This is a genomic window from Microbispora sp. H13382, assembly GCF_014161445.1.
Taxonomy (GTDB): Bacteria; Actinomycetota; Actinomycetes; order Streptosporangiales; family Streptosporangiaceae; genus Microbispora.
Genome location: NZ_JABBXA010000010.1, coordinates 129,962 through 151,580 on the forward strand (window position 1 = coordinate 129,962; position 21,619 = coordinate 151,580).

Sequence of the window (21,619 nt, forward strand, 5' to 3'; positions counted from 1 at the left end):
GAAGCTCTGTGTCGTGCTGCGAATTCATTTCACCGCCGACGACATCGCACGAACCCGCCTGGCGACCGCCCCGCGCGCAGACCACCACGATGACCTGATTCGCGCCAGCGTCGAGGCCGACGTCGCGGCCCGCGTCGGCGCGCTGCTCGCCGGGGGTGTCGAGGCGCTGCTAGGTAGCTTCGAACCGCTGATGCGCTGGCGTGCACCGGTGCTGGAAGTGCGCCACCCCGTCGATCACGACCTGCGCCTCCAGGGCCGGGGCCTGTGGCTGGTGCCGTCGTTCTTCAGGGGCGCGACGCCCCTGCCGCTCGCCGACCAGGACCTGCCACCGGTCCTGGTCTACCCGATCGCGCCCGAACACCGCCGGAACACGATCACCGACCCGGCGGACTCCCTCGCCGACCTCATGGGCGGCACCCGCGCCGCCGTCCTCGCCGCCCTCCGCGACAGTGCCTCCACGACGCAACTCGCCACCAGGCTCCACACCTCACTCGCCGCGATGAGCAGGCACACCAAGACCCTCAGGCAGGCGGGCCTCATCACCAGCACCCGGTGTGGTCCGGCCGTCCTGCACGGCCTCACGCCGCTGGGCCGCAGGCTCCTCGACGGACCCCTTTGCGTTACCGCGCAAAGGTCTTCTCCGAGGTAGGGCGCTGATCGACTCTTACGGCTATGCGACTCACACGACCAATGATCTCGACGGCGATCGCGCTCCTCATCGGCATCTCCATCCCGCTGGTCGCCAGCCAGCCCGCGAACGCGGCGTGCGGAACCGTGAACAGCGCCAGCAGCTACTGGGGCTGGAACGGCACCTGGAGCACGCACGTGGTCGGCACCAACTGTTCCACCCGGTATGGACGCTTGGTCTGGGACACTAGCGACAGCTGCTGCAACCCGTGGTGGGTGAAGATCGAGCGGCAGCTGTGGGGCAGCTATGGCTGGCTGACCACGCACACGCAGACCAAGCGGGTGGAGTTCGGCAACTTCGGCACGCACAACACCGGGACCGTTCCGTCGGATCCCTCGCAGGGCAGCGAGCGGTTCCACGCCTGCTGGGGCATCGGCTCGACCACGCCCAGTTCCTGGACGTGCGGCGGCTGGGTCAGCTAGTGGCGCGTCACGCAACCTTGGCCGGGTAACTGGTCCAGCTTCGGATCGGTGAGCTGGCGGCGAAGTTCGTCTTCGGCTGCGCCCGGGCGTTGCGCCAGCGGACGTAGGCGCCGATCGCTACGTTCTGCTCGTCATGGGTGCGGTGGTCGGTGCCGTTGAGGGCGTAGTACCGCAGCGCGGCGAACTCTGATTCGATCCAGTTCAGCCAGGAGCCATAGGTTGGCAGGAACACCAGCTCAACGTCGTTGCCGGCCGCCCATGAGCGGACCTGCGGGTGTTTGTGCGGCGAGAAGTTGTCGGCGATCACATACAGCTTCTCGCCCGGCCAGCGGGCCCGCAGCGTCTTGAGGAAGGACAACACCTCACGCCAGCGCTTGTGGGTGCGGATGCGGTAATACAGCTTGCCGGTGGCCAGGTCGAGCGCGGCGATCACGTGCATGACGCCGTTGTAGCGGTTGTAGGTGGCCCGCAGCCGGGCCGGCGACCCTGCCGGGCGCCACTGCTTACCCCTGCGCGGCATCAGGTTCAGCGGCCCGAACTCGTCCAGGCAGATCACCCGCCCATCGGCGGGCGGCTGATCGTATAACTCCAGTACACGCTGCATCTTGGCGATGAAGTGCGGGTCGGTGGAGGCTTTCCACGTGGTGGTGGTCTGCCAGCTCACCCCGCCCGCGCGCAGGATCCGCCGCAGGTGCTCGCGGCTGATCGCCGTCACCACCCCGCGACTGATGAGGTGCTCGGCCAACGTGCGCAGGCTCCAGGTGGAGTGCCCCCTGATGCCCCACTCGGCGGGGACCGTCGTGGCGATCAGGCAGATGTGCTCACGCACCCGCTCATTGATCGCCCGTGGACGGCCCCCGCTCCATTTTGGGTCCAGCGCGTCGAACCCCCGCTCGTTGAAGGCGTGGATGACATCCCGTACGTAGTCATCGCTGACCTGCATCAACGAGGTGATGTCCCGGACACTTTGGCCCTGACCGGACATCATCACCACGATCGCCCGCCGCAGCTTCACCGGATCCTTCGCGCTCCTGGTGATCCGCTGTAGCCTGCGGCCTTCCTCCATCGTTAACGGCCGGACGAACACCTCCGGTCGGCGAGCCACGACCACCTCCCAACATCACAGAGGCAGCCAGCCTGACGGGTTCACCACCACAGATCAATTACCCGGCTGAGGTTCAGTGACGGGCCACTAGCGGGACGTCTCAGGTCAAGGCTCGGTCGCCGGTCGCGGCCGAGCCTTCTGCCTCTGTCTGAGGTACGGGGACAGGCGCTTCTCGGAAGGAGGCGTACTAGAGCCCGCCGTCGACGTTCAGCACGGCCCCGGTGACGTAGGACGCCCGGTCCGACAGCAGCCACGCGACCGCCTCGGCGATCTCCTCCGGCCTGCCGGGGCGTCCCATCGGGATCCGCGCCGCGACCCGCTGCGCCCGTCCCGGCTCACCCGCCCGGGCGTGGATCGTGGTGTCGACCGTCCCCGGAGAGACGGCGTTCACCCGGATGCCCGCCGGGGCGAGCTCCCGGGCCAGGCCCACGGTCAGCGTCTCGACCGCGGCCTTGGTCGCGGCGTAGGCGACGTACTCGTGCGGGGAACCGGTGCGCGCCGCGACGGAGGAGACGTTGACGATCACCGGGCCGGTCTCGGGCGCGGCCGTCCGGCTGGTCCAGCGCCGCGCCGCCTCCCGGCACAGCCGCACCGGCGCCATGAGGTTCACCTCGACGACCCTCCGCAGGTCGGCGTCGGTCAGCTCGGCGAACGGCCCGAGCCTGCCGGTCACCCCCGCGTTGTTCACCAGACCCGCGACGTCACCGGCGGACTCGGCCAGCTCGAACAGCCGCTCCGGCGCGTCCTCCTCGGTCACGTCGAGCCGTACGCCGCGGACGAGGGCGCCGCGACGGCCGAGGTCGTCCTCCAGCGCCTTGGCGTCGGCGTCGGAGTTCGAGTGCGTGAAGACCACACCGAATCCGTCCGCGCACAGCCGCTCGACCGTGCACCGGCCGATCCCGCGCGTCCCTCCGGTGACGACGACGATCGGTCGAGAGGTCATCCGCATGTCCTTTCTCCGTGTGTCCTGGCCTCGACGTGTGTGCTGGCCCCGATCTGTGTCCTGGCCTCGATCGCGTGGACGACGGCGGCCATGTCCAGGTCGGCGTGGCCCAGCGCGACGGTCTCGCCGAACAGGGCGTGGCAGACGTCCAGCAGCGGCGAGGCGATGCCGGCCTCCCGCGCGGCCTCGGCGATGAGCCGGTTGTTCTTCAGCACGTCGGCGATGGAGGCCTGGGCGGCGAAGTCGCGCCCGGCCAGCTTGACCGCCTTCACCCGCGACACGTCGCTGGCCATCTGGCCCGAGTTGAGCACGTCCACGAGCAGCCCGAGGTCGAGCCCGTGGCGTTCGCCGAAATGCAGCGACTCCGCCAGGCCGGTGACCGTCGTGATCAGGAAGATGTTGACCGCGAGCTTCGTCAGCAGAGCCCTGGGCGCGGGCCCGCACGCCACCGTCTTGGCGCACATCGGCTTCAGCAGCGGGCGGACCTCCTCAACCGTCCCGGGCCGGCCGGCCAGCATCGCCACCAGCCGCCCCTGCTCGGCGGGCACCCGGGAGCCGGAGATCGGCGCCTCGGCGTAGCGGCCCCCGGCCGCCAGCACGTCGGCCTCCAGCCCGGCCGAGTAGCCGGGGGAGGTGGTGCCCATGTGGACCACGACCCGGTCCGCGACGTTGCGGGCGAAGCCGGGCGTGCCGCGCTCCAGCACCGCGTCGGCCGCGGCCTCGTCGGCCAGCATGAGGAGCACCACCCGCGACCGCCGGAACACCTCGGCCGCGCTGCCCGCCACGTCCGCGCCCGCGGCGCGCAACGGCTCGCTCCTGGCGGCCGTGCGGTTCCACACCACGAGGGGGGTTCCCGCGCGGGCCAGGTTGAGGGCCATGGGCTGCCCCATGATCCCGAGACCGACGAAACCCACGTCCATCCGTTCGCCTCCCCGCACACGTCCCCGTGCCGGCCCGGCGGCACGCCGGGGACCGTTGTAGCCCATGGCGTGGTGGCGGTCTTGAACGATTGTGCCCGTCCCGGCGCCCGCCCTGGAGTCGCCGTCCGGCGGGGGAGCATTTTGACCATCCGTAATGTGCCGTTGGTCGGGTGGCTGTCCGAACGCGTTACAGATATGCGGCATGACCTCCCTTGAGAGAAGAACGCTCCTTCGAGCGGGCATCGCGCTCGGTGGCGGCCTCGCCGTGTCGCCTGTGCTGGGGGCCGTGTCGGCGCGCGCCACGGCGTCCGCGCCCGCGTATGTCGTCTCCGGCCGGCCCGAGCTGAGCCACGGCGTGCAGAGCGGCGACGCGACGGTGGACTCGGCGGTCGTCTGGGGCCGCGCGGACCGGCCGGGGCGGCTCGTCGTCGAGTACGGCACCCGTCCGGACCTGCGGAACGCGGAGACCGTCCGGGGACCCTGGCTCACTCCGGACACCGATCTGACCGGACGGGTGCGCCTGCGTGGACTGCCCGCGGGCCGGCGAATCCACTACCGCGTGCGAGTCGAGAACGAGCGCGGCGCGGCCGGCGAGGCCGTGAGCGGGTCGCTGGTCACCGCGCCGAGGGACAACCAGCGCGCCGATGTGCGATTCGTCTGGTCCGGAGACATCGTCGGGCAGGGCTGGGGGATCAACCCGGACATCGGCGGCATGACCATCTTCGAGGAGATGCGCCGCCTGGGCCCGGACTTCTTCCTGTGCAGCGGCGACACCGTCTACTCCGACGGGCCGCTCACCGCGACCGTGACGCTGCCGGACGGCCGGGTCTGGCGCAACGTCACGACCCCGGAGAAGTCCAAGGTCGCCGAGACGCTCGCCGAGTATCGCGGGCAGTTCGCGTACAACCTGCTGGACGCCAACTATCGTGCGTTCGCCGCCGAGGTGGCGCAGATCAACCAGTGGGACGACCACGAGGTCCGCAACAACTGGTACCCCGGCCAGATCCTCGACGACGCCCGTTACACCGAGAAGAACGTCGACGTGCTCGCCGCCCGTGCCCGGCAGGCGTTCCACGAGTGGGTGCCGATCGGCGACGACCGGGTCTACCGCACGCTGTCCTACGGCCGCCACCTCGACGTCTTCGTCCTGGACATGCGGACCTACAAGGACCCCAACGACGACAACCGCTACGCCGACCCGCGCCGCGGCCTGCTCGGCGACCGGCAGCGGCGCTGGCTGATCGACGGCCTGAGCAGGAGCCGCGCGACCTGGAAGGTCATCGCGGCCGACCTGCCGCTCGGCCTCGTGGTCCCCGACGGGGCCACGGCGCAGGAGGGAGTGGCCCAGGGCGACGCGGGCGCGCCGCTCGGGCGTGAGCTGGAGTTCGCCGAGGTGCTCCGCACGGCCCAGCGGCGCGGCGTGCGCGGGATCGTGTTCGTCACCGCCGACGTCCACTACACCGCCGCGCACAGCTACGACCCCGCCCGCGCGGCTTTCAAGGACTTCGACCCGTTCTGGGAGTTCGTCTCCGGTCCCCTCAACGCCGGCGCGTTCGGGCCCAACGTGCTCGACGGCACGTTCGGACCCCGCGCCGAGTTCGTGCACGCGCCGCCGCAGGCGAACGCATCCCCGATGGAGGGCTTCCACCACTTCGGCGAGATCGAGATCGACGGCCCGAGCGGCGACTTGACGGTACGCCTGCGCGACGCCCGATCCGCGGTGCTGTGGAGCACGACGCTACGCCCCGAGCGCGGACCGAAGCAGAGCCTCGGCGCCGGCTCGCCGCACCGCTGACCGTCGCGCACGCCCCGGAAGTCCTGCGCGAGGGCCGCTCCGGCACCGGCCGGAGCGGCCCTCGCACACGCTCCGCCGGCTCCGGAGGAGGGCGCGACCCTCAGGAGAGCAGCTCGTTGATCTTGTCGCGGGCCACCGTGGCGAGGACGCCGGCCTTGTGCGGCTGTCCGCGCAGGAACGCCTCGGTGAAGTGCTTGGCCTGCTCGTACTTGACCCTGCCCGGCATGGGCGGCTCGTTGGGATTGACGTCACAGTCGACCAGTGCCGGGCCGTCGTGCGCCAGCGCCTCGCGGATCGCGCCCGGCAGGTCCACCGGATCCTTGATCTTCGCGCCGTACGCCCCGCAGGCGCGGGCCCAGGCGGAGAAGTCGGCCTCCGGCTGCCGGTGCCGCACGGCGTACTCGGGATAGCCGAGGATGATCTGCTCCCACAGGATCTGCCCGTAGCTGTTGTTGTTGTTGACCACGACCTTGATGGGCAGCTCGTGCCGTACGGCGGTGAGGAAGTCGGCCATGAGCATGGCGAAGCCCCCGTCGCCCACGAAGGCGATCACCTGCCGCCCGGGGAAGGCGTGCTGCATCCCGACGGCGTACGGCAGGCCCGGGGCCATCGTGGCGAGGTTGCCCGACAGGTAGAACTCCCGCCCGCCGCGGATCGTCCAGTGCCGCGCGGCCCACGTCGCGATGGTCCCGGAGTCGCAGGTCAGGATGGCGTCGTCGGCGGCGGCGTCGTCGACGCAGCCCATGAGGTACTGCGGCGCGATGGGGTGGCGTGAGGGATCCTGCAGCGCCTTCATGTCCTCGCGCCAGGCGTCCATCTTGCGCTGGTACTTCTCCAGGAACGACCGGTCCTTCGCCGGTTCGAGCAGGGGCAGCAGCGCCTGGAGGGCGAGCCTGGCATCGGCGGTGACCGGCGCCTGGGTCGGCCGGCGGATGCCGAGCAGGGTGGGGTCGGCGTCGATCTGCACCACCCGGGCCTGCCCGTCGGGCGGCAGGTACTTCCCGTAGGGGAAGGACGTGCCGACCATGAGCAGCGTGTCGCACTCCTCCATGAGCTCCTCGCTCGGCGCGGTGCCGAGCAGCCCGAGCCCGCCCGTGGTGAGCGGGTGGTCGTCGGGCACCACGAACTTGCCGGGCAGGCTCTTGACGATCGGGCTCGCCAGCCTGTCCGCGACCGCCAGCACCTCCTCGCGGGCGTGCCGGGCTCCGACGCCGACGAGCATGGCGATCCGCTCGCCCTGCCGCAGCACCTCGGCCGCCCTGGTCAGGTCCTCCTCGACGGGGCGCAGGGGCAGGCTGGAGCAGGTCGGCAGGCTCGCGGGCGGGTTGCCCGGCCCGACGTGGCGGTAGGGGTCCTCGCTCGCGGGCGCCACCTGGATGTCGTTGGGGAAGGTCAGATGCGACACCGTCCGCCTGGTCAGCGCGTTGCGCACCGCGAGGTCGACCACCCCGGGCATCTGCTGCGGATTGGTGACCATCAGGTTGTAGGCGGCGAGGTCCTGGTAGAGACGGTCGAGATGGACCTCCTGCTGGTAGTGGGTGCCCAGCACCGAGGTCTCCTGCATGCCGGTCAGGGCCAGCACGGGCACGTGGTCGAGCTTGGCGTCGTACAACCCGTTGAGCAGGTGGATCGCGCCCGGCCCGGAGGTCGCGGCGCACACGCCGAGACGGCCGGTCGCCTTCGCGTAGCCGGTCGCCATGAACGCGGCCGCCTCCTCGTGGTGCACCAGGATGAACCGCAGCCTGTCCCGGTGCCGGCGGAAGCCCTCCATCAGGCCGTTGATCCCGTCTCCCGGGAGCCCGAAGATCGTGTCGACCCCCCACTCCACCAGCCGCCGGGCCAGGCTCTCACCCACGATCTCGGTCATGTCCGCCTCCGGATAGCAAATGAGCCGTACGGGAACGCGGCGTCCGCGGCCCTCAGCGCGTCGCGGCCCGGTGACCGTGCCGCCAGCCAAGGGCGTAGGCGGCGGCGAGGCAGGCGGCGACGGCGAGCGGCTTCGGAGACGACACGGCCGACTTCGCCTGCTTCAGGGCGCCCTTCGGGTCGGCCACGGCGCCCGCGACGCTGCCGATCGCCGACGCCACGGTGTCACCCGCGTTCTTCACCGCGTTGCTCTGCACGTTCATGATCGACTCCGGCATCGAACGGCTCGCCCGGGGTGCCCTTCCCGCCCCCCGTACGCGTAAACGAAACGGCAGGTCATGGGGGCTTTGTCCGCGGCAGACCCGAACATCGCACGGCCCGTATGGGCGAATCCCCGCCGTGCTTTTACCCGCCCCCGTGGTCCTGCCCGCGCTCGGCGGGAAGGGTCGCGCGAGAGGCCGCCGCAGACGCCGCTGTCAGCCATACGCGTCCGGCGGGCCGGCGAGATCCGCGAGGAGGCGGACATGACCCGTGTCTTCCCGAGACCGGAGCCGCCGGCGCCGCCCCGCGCGGGGCCGGGGGCGGCAGAGGCCAGGAACCCGCCGCTGCCCCCGTACGCCGAGGAGCTGCGCGACCGGCTCGCCGAGGCCGTCGCGGGCGAGGTGAGGTTCGGCGGCGGCGACCGGGCCATGTACGCCTATGACGCGTCCGTCTACCGGCAGGTGCCGGTCGGCGTGGTGACGCCCAGGGACGCCGCGGACGTCGAGGCCGCGCTGGAGGTGTGCCGTCGTTTCGGCGCTCCCGTGCTCGCCCGCGGCTGCGGCACCTCGCTGACCGGGCAGACCGTCAACGGGGCCGTGGTGTTCGACTTCACCCGCCACATGGACCCGCATCGCCGAGCTCACCCCCATGCGCCGTACGGCGCGGGTGCAGCCCGGCGTCATCTGCGACCGGCTCAGGGACGCCGCCGCGCCGTACGCCCTGACCTTCGGCCCGGACCCCGCGACCCACGACCACGCGACGATCGGCGGCATGGCCGGCAACAACTCCTGCGGCACCCACTCGGTGACGGCGGGCAAAACGGCCGACAACATCGAGGACCTGGAGGTCGTCACCTACGACGGCACCCGCATGCGGGTCGGCGCCACCGGCGAGGACGAGCTGGAGTGCGTCATCGCGGCCGGTGGGCGGCGCGGCGCGATTTACGCCGGGCTGCGCCACATCCGAGACACCTACGCCGACGTGATCCGCCGGGGCCTGCCCGACATCCCCCGCCGGGTGTCCGGCTACAACCTCGACGCGCTGCTTCCCGAGAACGGCTTCCACGTCGCGCGGGCGCTCGTGGGCTCGGAGGGCACGCTGGCGCTGACCCTCGACGCGACCTGCCGGCTGGTGCGGCTGCCGCCCCGCCGCGCGCTCGTCGTGCTCGGTTACCCCGACATCCCCTCCTCCGGAGACGACGTGCCCTGGCTGCTGCGGTTCGGGGCGATCGGGCTGGAGTTCACCAGCCGCCACGTCGTGACCAACCTCCAGGCCAAGGGCTTCCGCTTCGGCGGGGAGAACCTGCTGCCTTCCGGCCGGGCGTGGCTGCTCGTGGAGTTCGGTGGCGAGACGCAGCGCGAGGCCGACGCGCGGGCCGCGCGGCTGGTCCGCGCCGTCCGGATGCGTCCGCACGGTCCGAGCTGCAGGTTCTACGACGACCCGGCCGACGAGAGCGCGGTGTGGGAGATCCGGCGCCACTCGGCGGGCACCGCTCGCATGCCCGTCGGGCTCGGTGGCCACGGCGGCTGGCCCAACTGGGAGGACGCCGCCGTCCATCCCGACGTCCTCGGGCCCTACCTGCGCGACTTCCTGCGCCTGCTCGACCGGCACGGCTACGACGCCGTCTTCTACGGCCACTGGGGCCAGGGATGCGTGCACAGCCGCATCGACTTCGACCTGCGCAGCCTCGACGGCGTCCGGGCCTTCCGGAGGTTCATGGAGGAGGCCGCCGACCTCGTCGTCGCGTACGGCGGATCGCTGTCGGGGGAGCACGGCGACGGGCACGGGCGGGCCGAGCTGTGGCCGCGCATGTTCCCGCCCGAGCTGATGCGGGCCTTCGAGGAGTTCAAGCGCGTCTGGGACCCCGACGGCCGGATGAACCCCCACAAGCTGATCGACCCCTACCCGCTGGACGCGCACCTGCGTGAGGGGCCGGCGTACCGTCCGCTCGACCTGGAGCACGTCTTCGGCTACCCGCTCGACGGCGGCAGCTTCACCGAGGCGGCCGGCCGCTGCTTCGGCGTGGGCAAGTGCCGTCACCTGTCCGGCGGGGTGATGTGCCCGAGCTTCATGGTCACCCGCGAGGAGAAGCACTCCACCCGGGGCCGGGCCCGGCTGCTGCAGGAGATGGCCGAGAGCGCGGGGCCGGTCGGAGACCGCTGGCGCAGCGAGGCCGTGCACGAGGCCCTCGACCTCTGCCTGGCCTGCAAGGGGTGCAAGAGCGACTGCCCCGTGAAGGTGGACATGGCCACCTACAAGGCCGAGTTCCTCCAACACTACTACGCCGGCAGGCCGCGGCCCCGGCAGGCGTACGCGCTGGGGCTCGTCGACGTGTGGGCCCGGCTGGCCTCGCGCGTCCCGCGCCTGGCCAACGCCGTCACCCACGCGCCGGCGCTCGGGCGGCTGGTCAAGCTGGCCGCCGGGATCGCCGTGGAGCGCGACACGCCGCGCTTCGCGCCCCGCACGTTCCGCCGCGTCATGGCCACGCATGTGCCGCGCAACCCGGGCGGGCCGCCCGTCCTGCTGTGGCCGGACACCTTCACCGAGCACTTCCAGCCGGAGGTGGGGGTCGCGGCCGTGGACGTCCTGGAGGCCGCCGGGTTCCGCGTCATCGTGCCCGAGGGCCCGCTGTGCTGCGGTCGCCCGCTGTACGACTACGGGATGCTCACGCTCGCGCGGCGCTACCTGCGCCGGGTGCTGGACGCGGTCGGCCCGCACGTCGAGGCGGGGATCCCGGTGGTCGGCCTGGAGCCGAGCTGCCTGGCCGTCTTCCGCGACGAGCTGACCAACCTGCTGCCCGACGACCTCGACGCGGGGCGGCTGCGCGCGGGCAGCTACCTGTTGTCGGAGTTCCTCACCCGGCACGCGCCGGGCTGGCCGCGGCCCCGGCTGCGGCGCGAGGCGCTCGTCCAGGTGCACTGTCACCACCACGCGGTGATGGGATTCGAGGCCGAGCGGGCGCTGCTGCGCGACATGGGGCTGGACGTGGAGATCCCGGACTCCGGCTGCTGCGGCATGGCCGGCGGCTTCGGGTACGAGGCCGGCGAGCACTACGCGGTGTCGATGGCGGCGGGGGAGCGGGTGCTGCTTCCGAAGGTGCGCGCCGCCGGCCCCGGCACGCTGATCGTCGCCGACGGGTTCAGCTGCCGCGGGCAGATCACCGCCGGGACCGGCCGCAGGCCTCTGCACCTGGCTCAGGTGCTCGCGCTCGCGATCCGCGAGGGCGAGTCCGGGCCGGCCGGCCACGCCGTCGACAGCGCCGTCGACAGCGCCATCGTGCAGGCCGGAGACGGAGCCGGCGGACGTGGGGGCCCGCGCGCGGCAGCCGCCGTCGGCGTAGGGGCCGCCGTCGCCGTCGCGGCGGCACTCGCCGCCAGACGGCGCGTACGCGTCTCACCGAGGGAGACCCATCATGAGCGATGAGTTCACCGCCGCGGACGTCCTCGTCGACCGGCTGATCCAGTGGGGGGTGGACGTCGTCTTCGGCCTGCCGGGCGACGGCATCAACGGCTTCATGGACGCCCTGCACAACCGCAGGCGGGACCTGCGCTACATCCACTGCCGCCACGAGGAGGTGGCCGCGATGGCGGCGGTCGGCTACGCCAAGTTCACCGGGCGGCTCGGCGTGTGCTTCGCGACCTCGGGTCCCGGCGCGGCGCACCTGCTCAACGGGCTGCTCGACGCGCGGACCGACCAGGCGCCGCTCCTGGCCATCAGCGGCATGACCTACCACGACCTCGTCGGGACCAGCTACCTGCAGGACGTCAACACCGACTACATGTTCGACGACGTGGCGCTGTACAACCAGCGCATCATGGGACCGGCGCACGTGGTCAACGTCACCGACTACGCCGTGCGCACGGCGCTGACCCAGCGCGGCCCGGTCCACCTCACTTTCCCGATCGACTACCAGGCGGCCCCGGCCGGCTCGGGCAGCCGCTTCCGGCGCAACGTCGAGGGCCACACCTCCACCGCGTACCGGCCGCCGATCCGGGTGCCGCGCCGGCAGGACCTCGACGCGGCCGCGCAGGCGCTGTCGGGGCGCAGCAGGCCGCTCATCCTCGCCGGGGCGGGCGCCCGCGGCGCGGTGGACGAACTCGAGGCGGTCGCGGAGAAGCTCGGCGCGCCGATCGTCAAGGCCCAGCTCGGCAAGGACTGCGTGCCCGACGACAACCCCTACACCACGGGGCCCATCGGCCTGGTCGGCAGCCGCCCGAGCGAGGAAGCGATGGAGGAGTGCGACGCGCTGCTGATCGTCGGCTCCACCATGCCGTACATCGAGTACTACCCCGCGCCGGGGCAGGCCGTGGGCGTGCAGATCGACGACAGGCCGGAACGGCTCGGCCTGCGCTACCCGGTGGACGTGCCGCTGGCCGGCGACGCGCGGGCCACCCTCGCCGAGCTCCTGCCACTGCTGACCCGCAACGAGGACAGGTCGTTCCTGACCAGAGCCCAGCAGGGGATGCGCGAGTGGTGGCGGCTCATGGAGGAGCGCGGCACGCGCACCGACATGCCGATGAAGCCACAGGTGCCCGCCTGGGCGCTCAACGGCGCGCTCACGCCGGACGCCATCGTGTGCGGCGACTCGGGCACGGTCACGAGCTGGGCGGCCCGGCAAATCAAGATCCGCCGCGGGCAGATGTTCAGCTTCTCCGGCACGAACTGCTCGATGGCGGCGGCCCTGCCGTACGCCATCGGCGCGCAGGTCGCCTACCCGGGACGGCAGGTCGTCGCCTTCACCGGGGACGGGTCGCTGACGATGCAGCTCGGCGACTTCCTCACCGCCGTGCAGCACGACCTGCCCATCAAGATCGTGGTGGCGAAGAACAACTCTCTCGGACTGATCAAGTGGGAGCAGATGGTGTTCCTCGGCAATCCCGAGTACGGCGTCAACCTCGCCCCCATCGACTTCGTCCAGTTCGCCGAAGCGTGCGGAGCCCGGGGGATGTGCATCACGGACCCGAGAACCTGCGCCGACCAGATGTACGAGGCGCTCTCCTGGGACGGGCCGGTCATCGTCGAGTGCCTGGTCGACCAGCACGAGCCGCCGCTGCCGGCGAAGGTGAAGAGCCACCAGGTGCAGAAGCTGACCGAGGCGCTGGTCCAGGGCACGCCGAACCGCAACCGCATCGCCCTGCAGATGGTCAAGGACATGCTGGACGAGTCGAGCTTCGCGGCCAGCCCGGCGCACGCCGTGCCCCGCAGGGTCGGGCAGGCCGCGGCCACGCTGGTGGGCCGGCTCCGCGACCGCGCCAGAGGCGAGCATCCCGAGTAGGGGCCGCGGCCCGGCCGGGTGCCGGGCTCATCGGGGATGCCGGGCTTATCCAGGGTGCCGGGCTCATCCAGGGTGGCGGGCTCATCCAGGGTGGCGGGCTCATCCAGGGTGCCGGGCTTATCCAGGGTGGCGGTGCAGCAGGAGCATGGCGGCGTCGTCGGGGACCGGGCCGCCGACGTGGCGCAGCAGGTCGGCGCGCAGTCCGTCGAGGGCCGCCTGGGGATCGGCGCCGCGCAGCAGGTGCGCCCGCTCCTTGAGGGGGTAGAAGCGGCCCTCCCGGTTCCGGGCCTCGACCACGCCGTCGGTGTAGAACAAGATCTGGTCGCCCTCCCCGAAGGGCACCCGGTGGGGCTTCGGGCGCGGCGAGCCGAGCATGCCGAGCCCGAGCGGGAGGGCTTCCTCCTGCGGCTCCGCGAATTGGACACCGCCGTCGTGCCGCAGCACGAGGGGAGCCGGGTGGCCGCAGTTCAGCAGCGAGATCTCCCCGTCGTGGACCTGCGCGACGATGGCGGTGACGAACTTCTCGCCGCTCAGGTGCCGGGCCAGGCTGGTCTCGACGCGCTCGACCACGCCGGCGAGTTCGGACTGGTCGTAGGCCGCCTCGCGGAAGGCGCCGAGCACCCACGCCGCGGTCTCCACCGCCTCCAGGCCCTTGCCCTGCACGTCGCCGACGAGGATGCGTACGCCGTCGGGGGTGGTGACGACCTCGTAGAGGTCCCCGCCGATCTGGGCCTCGGCGGCGGCGGAGGTGTAGGAGAGCGCGACCCGGAGGTCGCCGGCGCGGCGGGGGACGGGGCGCAGCAGCACTCGCTGGGCCGCCTCGGCGACCAGGCGGACGTCGGCCAGCTCGCGCTCCCGCCGGTTCCTGAGCCTGCTGGCGAGCATGCTCGCGGCGGTGACGCCGATGATGGCCGCGATGGTGAGGTTGTTCTGCGGTCTGCCGAGGAGACCGTCGTAGACGGCGAGGGGGAGGCAGATGCCCAGGGCCAGCACCCCCACCAGGACGGTGCGCCGCACGCCGCCCGCGACCGAGGCGAAGGCCGGACCGAGGGTGAGGAGCGGCAGGAAGCCCACACCGGGGCCCGTTATCAGGTCGACGACGACGACCAGGAGAATCGCGATGAACGGCAACGCGCGCAGGATGCTCTGGGAACTCATCGCGACTCCATTGCCGGCCCCCACGTCAGCACATGATTCCTTTCCTGATGGGTTTACTCCTTCCCGTCTTGCGATCGGGGCACTCCCCGTCGTCCGCGACGGATGGCACGATTTGGGGCCGGTCCGGTCAAGTCGCGGCGCGCCCCACCTGATCACTACGAGTAGTGACGTTACTCGAATTCGTGACGTGATGGCCGGTGAAGCCGGATATTCGGCCTTCCCGCCACCCCGTCACGGCAGTTCCGCGAAACGTTCGACCTGGTCCGTACGCCCGGACACGATGATCACGTCACCGTAGCCGAGTTCGGTCTCCGCGGTGGCGTAGGTGAACTCCTCGCCCGGCCGCTTGACCGCCACCACCGTCACGCCGTACTTGCGGCGCAGGCTCGACTCGCCGAGGGGGACCCCGACGTACTCCTTGGGCGGGAGGGTCTTGACCAGGGCGAAGTTCTCGTCGACCTCCATGTAGTCGAGCATGCGGCCGCTCACCAGGTGGGCCACGCGCTCGCCCATGTCGTGCTCGGGGAAGACCACGTGCTGGACGCCGATCCGGCTGAGGATGCGGCCGTGCTGACGGCTCACGGCCTTGGCCCAGATGTCGTCGATCTCCATCTCCACCAGCAGCGACGAGGCGAGGATGCTCGCCTCCAGGTCGCTGCCGATGGCGCACACCGCGCGGTAGAAGTCAGGCAGGCCCAGCTGGCGCAACGCCTCGGGGTCGGTGGCGTCGGCAGTGGCGATATGGGTGATCTGTCCCGCGAGGCTCTGCACCACCTTCGGGCGATGGTCGATGGCCAGCACCTCGGTGCCGCGCCGCACCAGCTCCAGGGCGAGCGCGGTGCCGAAGCGGCCGAGACCGATCACCGCGACGGGGTCGTTTCTCATGTCAGCCAACGATGACGTCCTCCTCCGGTAATTCATAACGGCGGCTGCGCTCCTTGAGCGCCAGCGCGGAACCGAGCGTGAGCGGGCCGATCCGGCCCACGAACATCAGCAGCGTGAGCAGTATCTGCGCGGCGGGGGACACGGCGGAGGCGACGCCCACGGACAGCCCGGTCGTGCCGAAGGCGGAGACGACCTCGAACAGCACCCGGTCGAGGGAGTGCGGCGTCAGCACCAGCAGGACGTAGGTGAAGAGCGCGACCAGGCTCACGCTCAGCACGGTGAGCGAGACCGCCTGCCGCTGCGCGGCCTCGGTGAGGCGGCGGTGGCCGATGTTCACCCGGCTCTCGCCGCGGAGCTCCGCCCAGACGATGAACGTGAGCAGGCCAAGGGTGGTGACCTTGATACCGCCCGCGGTGCCCGCGCTGCCGCCGCCGACGAACATCAGCAGCTCGGTGACCAGCCAGCTGGAGGGGTGCATCTGTGCGATGTCGATGCTGTTGAACCCAGCGCTGCGCGGCATGACGGCGGCGAAGAAGGAGGCGAGCAGCTTGCCGTTGCCGTCCATGCCGCCGAGCGTGCTGGGATTGGTCCATTCCGTGACGAGGAAGACCAGCGTGCCCCCGGCCAGCAGGACGGTGGTGACCGCGAGCGTGATGCGGGTGAGCAGCGACCAGCGTCCTGGGCGGCGCCAGGACCGGCGCAGCTCGAACACCACCGGGTAGCCGAGCCCGCCCACGATCACCGCCGTCGCGACGGTCAGGCAGATCCACGGATCCGCGGCGAACCTGACCAGGCTGTCGGGCCAGAGCGCGAAACCGGCGTTGTTGAACGACGAGACCGCGTGGAACATGCCCAGGTACAGGCCGCGCCCGACGGGCTCGCCGTATCCGAGCACGAACCTGAGCGTGAGGACGGTCCCCACGACGGCCTCGCAGAGCAGGTTGAACACGACGACCTTGCCCACCACGCGCCGCAGGTCGCCGGCGTTGAGCACCTTGGCCTCGGCCTGCGCGGACAGCCGGGCGCGCAGGCCCAGCCTACGGGAGACGAGCAGGGTGAAGACGGTCGCGAGGGTCATGATGCCGAGACCGCCCACCTGGATCAGGACGGCGATGACCACCTCGCCGAACGCCGACCAGTGCGTGGCCGTGTCGACGACCGTGAGCCCGTTCACGCACACCGCAGAGGTCGCGGTGAACAGGGCGGTGATCCAGCCCGCTGGCTCGCCCGAGGCCGTGGCCATCGGACTGGACAGCAGGGTGGTCCCCAGGAGGATCGTCACCCCGAACACCGTCGTGATGACCTGCGCAGGATGGTGGAAGCGCCCCAGCACGGCCCAGAACAGTCTCATGGCCGTCGCTCCGCGCTCTCGCGGCCGTCCCCGCGGCCACGAGCGCGTTCGTCGCCGGCGCAGTGCCGGACTGCTGTCCTGCGAATCACCGGAAACCTCCGTACGGGCGATGCGACGACGTCGCCGACCCGACTTCCCGGCACACCGCGGCCTACCGTAACAGCACATTACGGGTCAGGCACATCAGGGTTCGCCACCCCGACGATGCTCGGGGCGCGCCAATATCATGCCTCCCGATATATAGTGGCAACGTGACAGCAGCACGGACGATGACGGAGCCCGCCTTTCTCGTTCTCACCGCACTGGTCGACGAGCCGCGGCACGGCTACGGCATCGCGCAGGAGGTCGAGCGGCTCTCCGGGGGACGCGTCCAGCTCAAGATCGGCACCCTGTACGGCGTGCTGGACCGGCTCGCGGCCGACGGATTCGTGGAGGCGGACCGCGAGGAGGTGCGGCAGGGACGGCTGCGCCGCTACTACCGCCTGACCGACGAGGGGGCGCGGGCGCTGGAGGAGGAAGCCGTACGGCTGGCCGACAACGCGCGCCGCGCCGTCGAGCGGCTGCGGCTCAGGCAGGCGGGAGGTCTGGCATGAGCGAGCGAATCAGTAAGCACAGTGCGATTCGCGAGGTACTGACCTGCGCGCCTTCGGCACGACGTGACCCCGAGCCGCAAGGCGAGGGGGTGGCATGAGCGAGCGAAGCGAGCCAAGCGAGCGAAGCGAGCGAATCAGCGGGCACGGTGCGTTGCGATCAGGCGACCCCGAGCCGCGAGGCGAGGGGGTGGCATGAGCGTTCTGGAGGAGCGTTACCGGCGGTGGCTGCGGCTGTTGCCCGCGTCCTACCGGGCCGAGCGCGAGGAGGAGATGGTCTGGGCCTTCCTCGAAGGCGCCCAGTCCGGGCGGGCGGGCCACGACGACCAGCACCCGCGCTTCCTGGAGATCGCCAGCGTGGCCGCGCTCGCGCTGCGGGTGCGGCTGGGCGGCCCGGGGTCGCCGCCGCGGTCCCACCTGTGGGGTGAGGCGGTCCGCCGGGCCGCCCTGCTCGGCCTCGTCTTCTGGACGGTGATCGGCTGCCTCTACGCCGGGCAGGCCGTGCTCACGTACGGCATCCCCCCGGAGATGCTCCCCGACGGTGTCATGGGGATCGGCGACCCCGGGTCGCCTGAGCGCGTGCGGCTCGTGCTGGCCGAGCTGGCGCCGCTGCTGTGGGCGGTCGCCCTCGGCGCGCTCGTCCGCGGCCGCTCTCGCACGGCCAAGGCGGCGGCCGTGGCGGCCCTGGTCGTGCCGTACATGCTGATGCCGCCGCTGTTCCTCAACTGGGAGAGCGCGGTGCGCTGGGCCTGCTCGATCCTCCCTGCCGTGGTCATGGTGCTGGCTCTGGTGATCGGGTTCCACCGCGACGCGCCGCCGTCCCGTCTGCCCGCGCGGCGGGCCCTGCCCGTGGTCGCGATCCCGGTCGCCGCGGGCCTCCTGCTCGCCCTGGTCGTCGGCGTGCTCGGGGCGGCGACGCGGGCCGGTACGGTCCCGGCGCCGATCCTCGTGCAGGCCTGGATGTGGGTCGACGTCCCGGGCCTCGCCTCCCTGTCGCTGCTGGCGCTGACGGTGTGGTGCGCGGCCATGGGCAGGACGCTGACGTGGCCCGGGCCGGCTGCGCTGGCGGGCGCGATCCTGGCCGTGCCCGCCGTGCTCGCCCGGGCGGGCACGTTGTCTCCGGGCGGGGCCGACCCCGCTCTCGGCATGACCGGCCTCGCCGGTGGCGTGCAGTTGGCCGTGCTCCTGGCGAGCGGGATCACCCTCGCCGTCGTCGGCGTACGCGCTCTGCGCGCGGCGGACGACACCAGGGCACTGTACGGGCGACCATCGGGCGGGCAACCGCGGTGACACCCCGCCTCCCAGTCGTACGGCGACGCGCCTCCTGGCACCGGATGGGGGAGCGGCTGCTCGGTAGGTGATGGCGGAACGGTGGGTGATGGCGGAACGGTGGGTGAGGCGGACCCGGCAGGGCGGATGCCCTGCCGGGTCCGCTCCTCATGCCTCGCCGGTTGCCGCCCGGTCGGCCTCCTTGTGCGCCCGCGCCGTGCGGTCGAGCAGATCGCGTAGCACGCTCTCGTCGACGTCGCCGAGCCGCTTAAGGTAGAGGCAGCCCTTGCCCGCCCTGTACGGGCCGAGCCGGGTGAGCACCGCGGCGAAGCGCTCCTCGAACCCGCCCGTCAGGTAGACGACGAGATGCTGCTTGCGCGGGGAGAAGCCGACCAGGGGCGCCTCGCCCGTGTGCCCGCTTTCGTAGCGGTAGCGGTAGCGGCCGAAGCCGACGATACTCGGCCCCCACATCACCGGCGGCTCACCGGTCACCTCGCGGAGTATCCCGCAGAGGCGTTCCGCGTCGGCCCGCCGGCGTTCGTCGGGGACCGCGGCGAGGAAATCGCCGACGCTCACGTCGGTCGGGGCCGTCACCGGCTGTTTCGATCTCGTCATGACCTCATGCCTACACATCGGGTGCGACAGAAATCGACAATCCCCGCTGTGGCGGTCCCGGCGCGGACGCCCGGGCCCGACCCGCGGCCGGGCAGGCGCTCTAACGGCGGGACCAGTCGACCTGCCGGGGCTCGGAGCGCCAGGGGGACGGCGCGGGGCGACCGGGGTGCGTGGGCCGGGCGGGCCGGTTGGGCCCCACGGGTGAGGTGGCCGCCGACGTGGCGACGCCGGATGCGTAGCCGCGAGCCGACGCCGTCACCCGTACCGACAGCCGGGCGCCGCGGTCGCGGCCCTTGACGTGGTAGGTCCGCCCGGTCGCGCCCCTGATCTCGGCGCCGTCACGCAGCCACTGGTAGCGGATCCGCTTCGGCGACGGCGTCCAGGCGCCGGGGGACGCGGTCAGCGTGCGGCCGGCCTTCGCCACGCCGCGCACGACCGGGAGAGTGGTGTTGACCACCGCGACCGGGCGCGCGTCGTGCAGATCCACCTCGGCCGCGCGGACGAACACCTGCCGGTGGGCGTACCAGAGCTGGTAGTAGCGGTCCTGTCCCTTGAGGTCGGTGCGGTCGCCCGGCGCCGACCCGTCGAACGTCGTCGCCCGGTAGTAGTCGGTGACCACGTCGTCGTCGCTCACGGCGTACGCCTGCCCGGCCGGGACGGCGTACTCCAGCGGCGAGATCGCCTGTACGGGGATGCCGGTGCCGTCGTACGCCGGCGCCTCGGGATAGGCCCGGCCGTACACGGCGGCGGGGGTGGTCGCCCCCGCCTTCACGGTGACCGTCTTGGCCGACGCCGGGATCACGACGGGCCGGTCGGCGGGGTTGCGCAGCCAGGCCAGCGCGCCCGCCCACCACACGCCCAGCCAGTCACCCTGCACCTGCGCGACGACGAGCTTGTGGCCGGAGACGACGCGGGCGCTGATGTCGCTGACGTACGTCGTGCCCGCCTCGCCGGTGGGCTTCCAGCCGGGGTCGGCGGCGAGCGGCGCGGTATCGGACGGCGACTGGTGGAGCGGGACGAAGTTGGTGCCGGCCCCGGCGACGCACTCCGGCGAGGGCGGCGACGCGGCGGCGCAACCGGTCAGCGGCTGCGGGTTGTCGTGGTAGCCGGTCCGCACCTCCACCACGTCGCCCGGCACGACCCGGGTCGTGGCCGCCCGGCCGCCGCCGATCGGCGCGCCGAGCAGCTCGAAGTAGTGGTCCCAGTCCCAGTACGGCCCCGGGTCCCAGTGCATGCTCTCGGTGGCGCCGAGGATCGTCCCCGGCACCTGGTCGTGGCCGATGACGTGCGCCCGGTCGAGCGGGATGCCGTACTTCGCGGCCAGGTGCTTCACCAGCGCGGCCGAGGTCTGGTACATCGACTCGGTGTACCACCCCGCCCCGCCCGCGAAGCCCTCGTGCTCGATGCCGATGGCGTGCATGTTCACGTACCAGTTGCCGGCGTGCCAGCCCACGTCCTTGGCGTCGAGGTGCTGGGCGACGTGGCCGTCGGCGGAGCGGATGGTGTAGTTCCAGGCGAGGTACGTCGGGTCCTGGACGAGCCGCACCGAGGGGTCGTAGTAGCCCTCGGTGTCGTGGATGACGATGTAGTCGAGCTTCGGCCCGCCCGCCCCGGCCCGGTCGGCGACGTCGTGGTTGCCATAGCGCGTCGTGCTGTCCGGGTCGGCCGGGACGTGCTTGGCGTACGGCGCGGGGATCAGCTCGCAGTCGAGGCCGGACGGGCAGTCGGTGCCCGGCCCGGCCGCCTTGGCCTGCGACGGGAGGGCGACCGACTCGTCGGCGGCGAGCGTCACCGTCTGGCCGTCGGCGGTGACGCGGCTCTCGCCGGCGCGCAGCGTCTGGTAGACCTGCCGGACGAACTCGTGCTTCGCGCCGAACCGCGTGACCGCGTCCCGCCAGGAGCCCAGGTCGTCGCCGCCGTCGTGGTAGGAGGCCAGCAGGGCCGCGCCGCCGCAGATGTTGGCGTTCGGCTCCGCGCGCAGCGCGTCGGCCGGCAGCCCGGTCAGCTCGGCCGCCGCCGCGAGCTGGCTCCGCGTCCCGGCCGCCCTGCCCTTGCCGGCCCCGTCTCCCGTCACCGGCGTGTCGTCGCTCAGGTCGAACACGCCGTAGCCGCCGTCGGAGCTCGGCCTGCCCTGGTGGTCGTCCCAGCGGGACAGCATGTAGGCCACGGCCTTCAGCAGCGGTTCGGGCGCGCCCGTCGCCCGCGCGGCCTCGCCGAAGGCCGCCTGCCGCGTCGGCGCCGACAGCGTCGCGGCGCAGGACACGCGAGGCGCGGCGCCGTCCGCGGCCCGCACCGCCGGTACGGCCGGCAGCAGCAGCGCCGCGGCGGCTCCCACGACGGCGCCCGTGATGCCGGTGGTGCGCAGTGCGAGTCTCACGTGTGCGACCCCTTCTCGGATGCCTGTGGGGACCAGACCGGGGCAATCACACCGCCGCGCGGAGCCGGGCGCCAGTGAATCGGGCGAATCTCATCGAGA

At 72.1% G+C, this 21,619-nt stretch carries 17 protein-coding genes and 1 pseudogene; 8 read left to right on the forward strand and 10 right to left on the reverse strand.

Annotation, left to right across the window (positions count from 1 at the left end; translation table 11 throughout):
- Positions 1 to 13 precede the first annotated feature (13 nt).
- Together HHX41_RS21225 and HHX41_RS21230 are read left to right on the forward strand one after the other, a co-directional pair.
- Positions 14 to 649, forward strand: a complete 636-nt coding sequence (locus HHX41_RS21225) for a helix-turn-helix transcriptional regulator (RefSeq protein ID WP_182907385.1) — start codon at positions 14 to 16, stop codon at positions 647 to 649.
- A gap of 23 nt (positions 650 to 672) precedes the next feature.
- Positions 673 to 1,110: a hypothetical protein gene (locus HHX41_RS21230; RefSeq protein WP_169988895.1), complete on the forward strand. Its 438-nt coding sequence runs from the start codon at positions 673 to 675 to the stop codon at positions 1,108 to 1,110.
- A 7-nt stretch (positions 1,111 to 1,117) separates the two neighbouring features.
- Here the strand turns inward: HHX41_RS21230 and HHX41_RS21235 are convergent, their stop codons facing one another.
- The 3 genes from HHX41_RS21235 to HHX41_RS21245 all read right to left on the reverse strand — a co-directional run bounded on the left by HHX41_RS21235 (position 1,118) and on the right by HHX41_RS21245 (position 4,078).
- Positions 1,118 to 2,125, reverse strand: coding sequence for an IS630 family transposase (locus HHX41_RS21235; protein WP_310742107.1), 1,008 nt, complete (start codon positions 2,123 to 2,125; stop codon positions 1,118 to 1,120).
- 277 nt (positions 2,126 to 2,402) lie between these two features.
- Positions 2,403 to 3,158, reverse strand: coding sequence for an SDR family NAD(P)-dependent oxidoreductase (locus HHX41_RS21240; protein WP_182907386.1), 756 nt, complete (start codon positions 3,156 to 3,158; stop codon positions 2,403 to 2,405).
- Positions 3,155 to 4,078 (reverse strand): NAD(P)-dependent oxidoreductase, encoded by a 924-nt coding sequence (locus HHX41_RS21245; protein WP_182907387.1) that lies wholly within the window; start codon positions 4,076 to 4,078, stop codon positions 3,155 to 3,157. The genes HHX41_RS21240 and HHX41_RS21245 overlap by 4 nt, the downstream gene beginning before the upstream one ends.
- Positions 4,079 to 4,280: 202 nt before the next feature.
- On the opposite strand from HHX41_RS21245, the gene HHX41_RS21250 reads away from it, so the two are divergent.
- On the forward strand, positions 4,281 to 5,873 hold the full coding sequence (locus HHX41_RS21250) for an alkaline phosphatase (protein WP_182907388.1): 1,593 nt from the start codon (positions 4,281 to 4,283) through the stop codon (positions 5,871 to 5,873).
- A gap of 100 nt (positions 5,874 to 5,973) precedes the next feature.
- Here the strand turns inward: HHX41_RS21250 and HHX41_RS21255 are convergent, their stop codons facing one another.
- Both HHX41_RS21255 and HHX41_RS21260 read right to left on the reverse strand, forming a co-directional pair.
- Complete coding sequence (locus tag HHX41_RS21255; protein ID WP_182907389.1) at positions 5,974 to 7,740, reverse strand: thiamine pyrophosphate-dependent enzyme; 1,767 nt, start codon at positions 7,738 to 7,740, stop codon at positions 5,974 to 5,976.
- Positions 7,741 to 7,792: 52 nt separating this feature from the next.
- Entirely contained in the window at positions 7,793 to 8,002 is a 210-nt protein-coding gene (locus HHX41_RS21260) for a hypothetical protein (protein ID WP_169988899.1), read from the reverse strand.
- A 426-nt stretch (positions 8,003 to 8,428) separates the two neighbouring features.
- On the opposite strand from HHX41_RS21260, the pseudogene HHX41_RS40800 reads away from it, so the two are divergent.
- The 3 genes and pseudogenes from HHX41_RS40800 to HHX41_RS21270 all read left to right on the forward strand — a co-directional run.
- Positions 8,429 to 8,560 (forward strand): annotated as a pseudogene (locus HHX41_RS40800) (hypothetical protein); the annotation flags it as partial.
- 88 nt (positions 8,561 to 8,648) lie between these two features.
- On the forward strand, positions 8,649 to 11,423 hold the full coding sequence (locus tag HHX41_RS21265) for an FAD-binding and (Fe-S)-binding domain-containing protein (RefSeq protein WP_259401177.1): 2,775 nt from the start codon (positions 8,649 to 8,651) through the stop codon (positions 11,421 to 11,423).
- Entirely contained in the window at positions 11,413 to 13,275 is a 1,863-nt protein-coding gene (locus HHX41_RS21270; protein WP_182907390.1) for a thiamine pyrophosphate-dependent enzyme, read from the forward strand. The genes HHX41_RS21265 and HHX41_RS21270 overlap by 11 nt, the downstream gene beginning before the upstream one ends.
- Positions 13,276 to 13,392: 117 nt before the next feature.
- Here the strand turns inward: HHX41_RS21270 and HHX41_RS21275 are convergent, their stop codons facing one another.
- The 3 genes from HHX41_RS21275 to HHX41_RS21285 form a co-directional block, all read right to left on the reverse strand.
- Positions 13,393 to 14,433 carry a PP2C family protein-serine/threonine phosphatase gene (locus HHX41_RS21275; protein ID WP_169988901.1) on the reverse strand — a complete coding sequence of 347 codons (1,041 nt, stop codon included), beginning with the start codon at positions 14,431 to 14,433 and terminating at the stop codon, positions 13,393 to 13,395.
- Positions 14,434 to 14,664: 231 nt separating this feature from the next.
- The gene (locus tag HHX41_RS21280) at positions 14,665 to 15,318 is read right to left on the reverse strand and encodes a TrkA family potassium uptake protein (protein WP_182907391.1); all 654 of its coding nucleotides are present in this window, start codon (positions 15,316 to 15,318) and stop codon (positions 14,665 to 14,667) included.
- A 1-nt stretch (position 15,319) separates the two neighbouring features.
- Positions 15,320 to 16,669 carry a TrkH family potassium uptake protein gene (locus tag HHX41_RS21285; RefSeq protein WP_182907392.1) on the reverse strand — a complete coding sequence of 450 codons (1,350 nt, stop codon included), beginning with the start codon at positions 16,667 to 16,669 and terminating at the stop codon, positions 15,320 to 15,322.
- A 251-nt stretch (positions 16,670 to 16,920) separates the two neighbouring features.
- On the opposite strand from HHX41_RS21285, the gene HHX41_RS21290 reads away from it, so the two are divergent.
- Both HHX41_RS21290 and HHX41_RS21295 read left to right on the forward strand, forming a co-directional pair.
- Positions 16,921 to 17,262, forward strand: a complete 342-nt coding sequence (locus HHX41_RS21290) for a PadR family transcriptional regulator (protein WP_310742108.1) — start codon at positions 16,921 to 16,923, stop codon at positions 17,260 to 17,262.
- Between the two features lie 192 nt (positions 17,263 to 17,454).
- Entirely contained in the window at positions 17,455 to 18,549 is a 1,095-nt protein-coding gene (locus HHX41_RS21295) for a hypothetical protein (protein WP_182907393.1), read from the forward strand.
- Positions 18,550 to 18,696: 147 nt separating this feature from the next.
- On the opposite strand, the gene HHX41_RS21300 is transcribed toward HHX41_RS21295, so the two are convergent.
- Together HHX41_RS21300 and HHX41_RS21305 are read right to left on the reverse strand one after the other, a co-directional pair.
- Entirely contained in the window at positions 18,697 to 19,143 is a 447-nt protein-coding gene (locus HHX41_RS21300) for a DUF1801 domain-containing protein (RefSeq protein WP_182907394.1), read from the reverse strand.
- Between the two features lie 100 nt (positions 19,144 to 19,243).
- On the reverse strand, positions 19,244 to 21,520 hold the full coding sequence (locus HHX41_RS21305; RefSeq protein ID WP_182907395.1) for an N-acetylmuramoyl-L-alanine amidase: 2,277 nt from the start codon (positions 21,518 to 21,520) through the stop codon (positions 19,244 to 19,246).
- Between the last annotated feature and the right edge of the window lie 99 nt (positions 21,521 to 21,619).

Excerpts from the sequence above, each read along its gene's own strand:
- HHX41_RS21240 (WP_182907386.1), bottom strand. The coding sequence starts at position 3,158 with ATGACCTCTCGACCGATCGTCGTCGTCACCGGAGGGACGCGCGGGATC.
- HHX41_RS21275 (WP_169988901.1), bottom strand. The coding sequence starts at position 14,433 with ATGAGTTCCCAGAGCATCCTGCGCGCGTTGCCGTTCATCGCGATTCTC.
- HHX41_RS21245 (WP_182907387.1), bottom strand. The coding sequence starts at position 4,078 with ATGGACGTGGGTTTCGTCGGTCTCGGGATCATGGGGCAGCCCATGGCC.
- HHX41_RS21300 (WP_182907394.1), bottom strand. The coding sequence starts at position 19,143 with ATGACGAGATCGAAACAGCCGGTGACGGCCCCGACCGACGTGAGCGTC.
- HHX41_RS21230 (WP_169988895.1), top strand. The coding sequence starts at position 673 with ATGCGACTCACACGACCAATGATCTCGACGGCGATCGCGCTCCTCATC.
- HHX41_RS21255 (WP_182907389.1), bottom strand. The coding sequence starts at position 7,740 with ATGACCGAGATCGTGGGTGAGAGCCTGGCCCGGCGGCTGGTGGAGTGG.
- HHX41_RS21260 (WP_169988899.1), bottom strand. The coding sequence starts at position 8,002 with ATGAACGTGCAGAGCAACGCGGTGAAGAACGCGGGTGACACCGTGGCG.
- HHX41_RS21280 (WP_182907391.1), bottom strand. The coding sequence starts at position 15,318 with ATGAGAAACGACCCCGTCGCGGTGATCGGTCTCGGCCGCTTCGGCACC.
- HHX41_RS21285 (WP_182907392.1), bottom strand. The coding sequence starts at position 16,669 with ATGAGACTGTTCTGGGCCGTGCTGGGGCGCTTCCACCATCCTGCGCAG.
- HHX41_RS21250 (WP_182907388.1), top strand. The coding sequence starts at position 4,281 with ATGACCTCCCTTGAGAGAAGAACGCTCCTTCGAGCGGGCATCGCGCTC.
- HHX41_RS21295 (WP_182907393.1), top strand. The coding sequence starts at position 17,455 with ATGAGCGTTCTGGAGGAGCGTTACCGGCGGTGGCTGCGGCTGTTGCCC.
- HHX41_RS21265 (WP_259401177.1), top strand. The coding sequence starts at position 8,649 with ATGCGCCGTACGGCGCGGGTGCAGCCCGGCGTCATCTGCGACCGGCTC.
- HHX41_RS21270 (WP_182907390.1), top strand. The coding sequence starts at position 11,413 with ATGAGCGATGAGTTCACCGCCGCGGACGTCCTCGTCGACCGGCTGATC.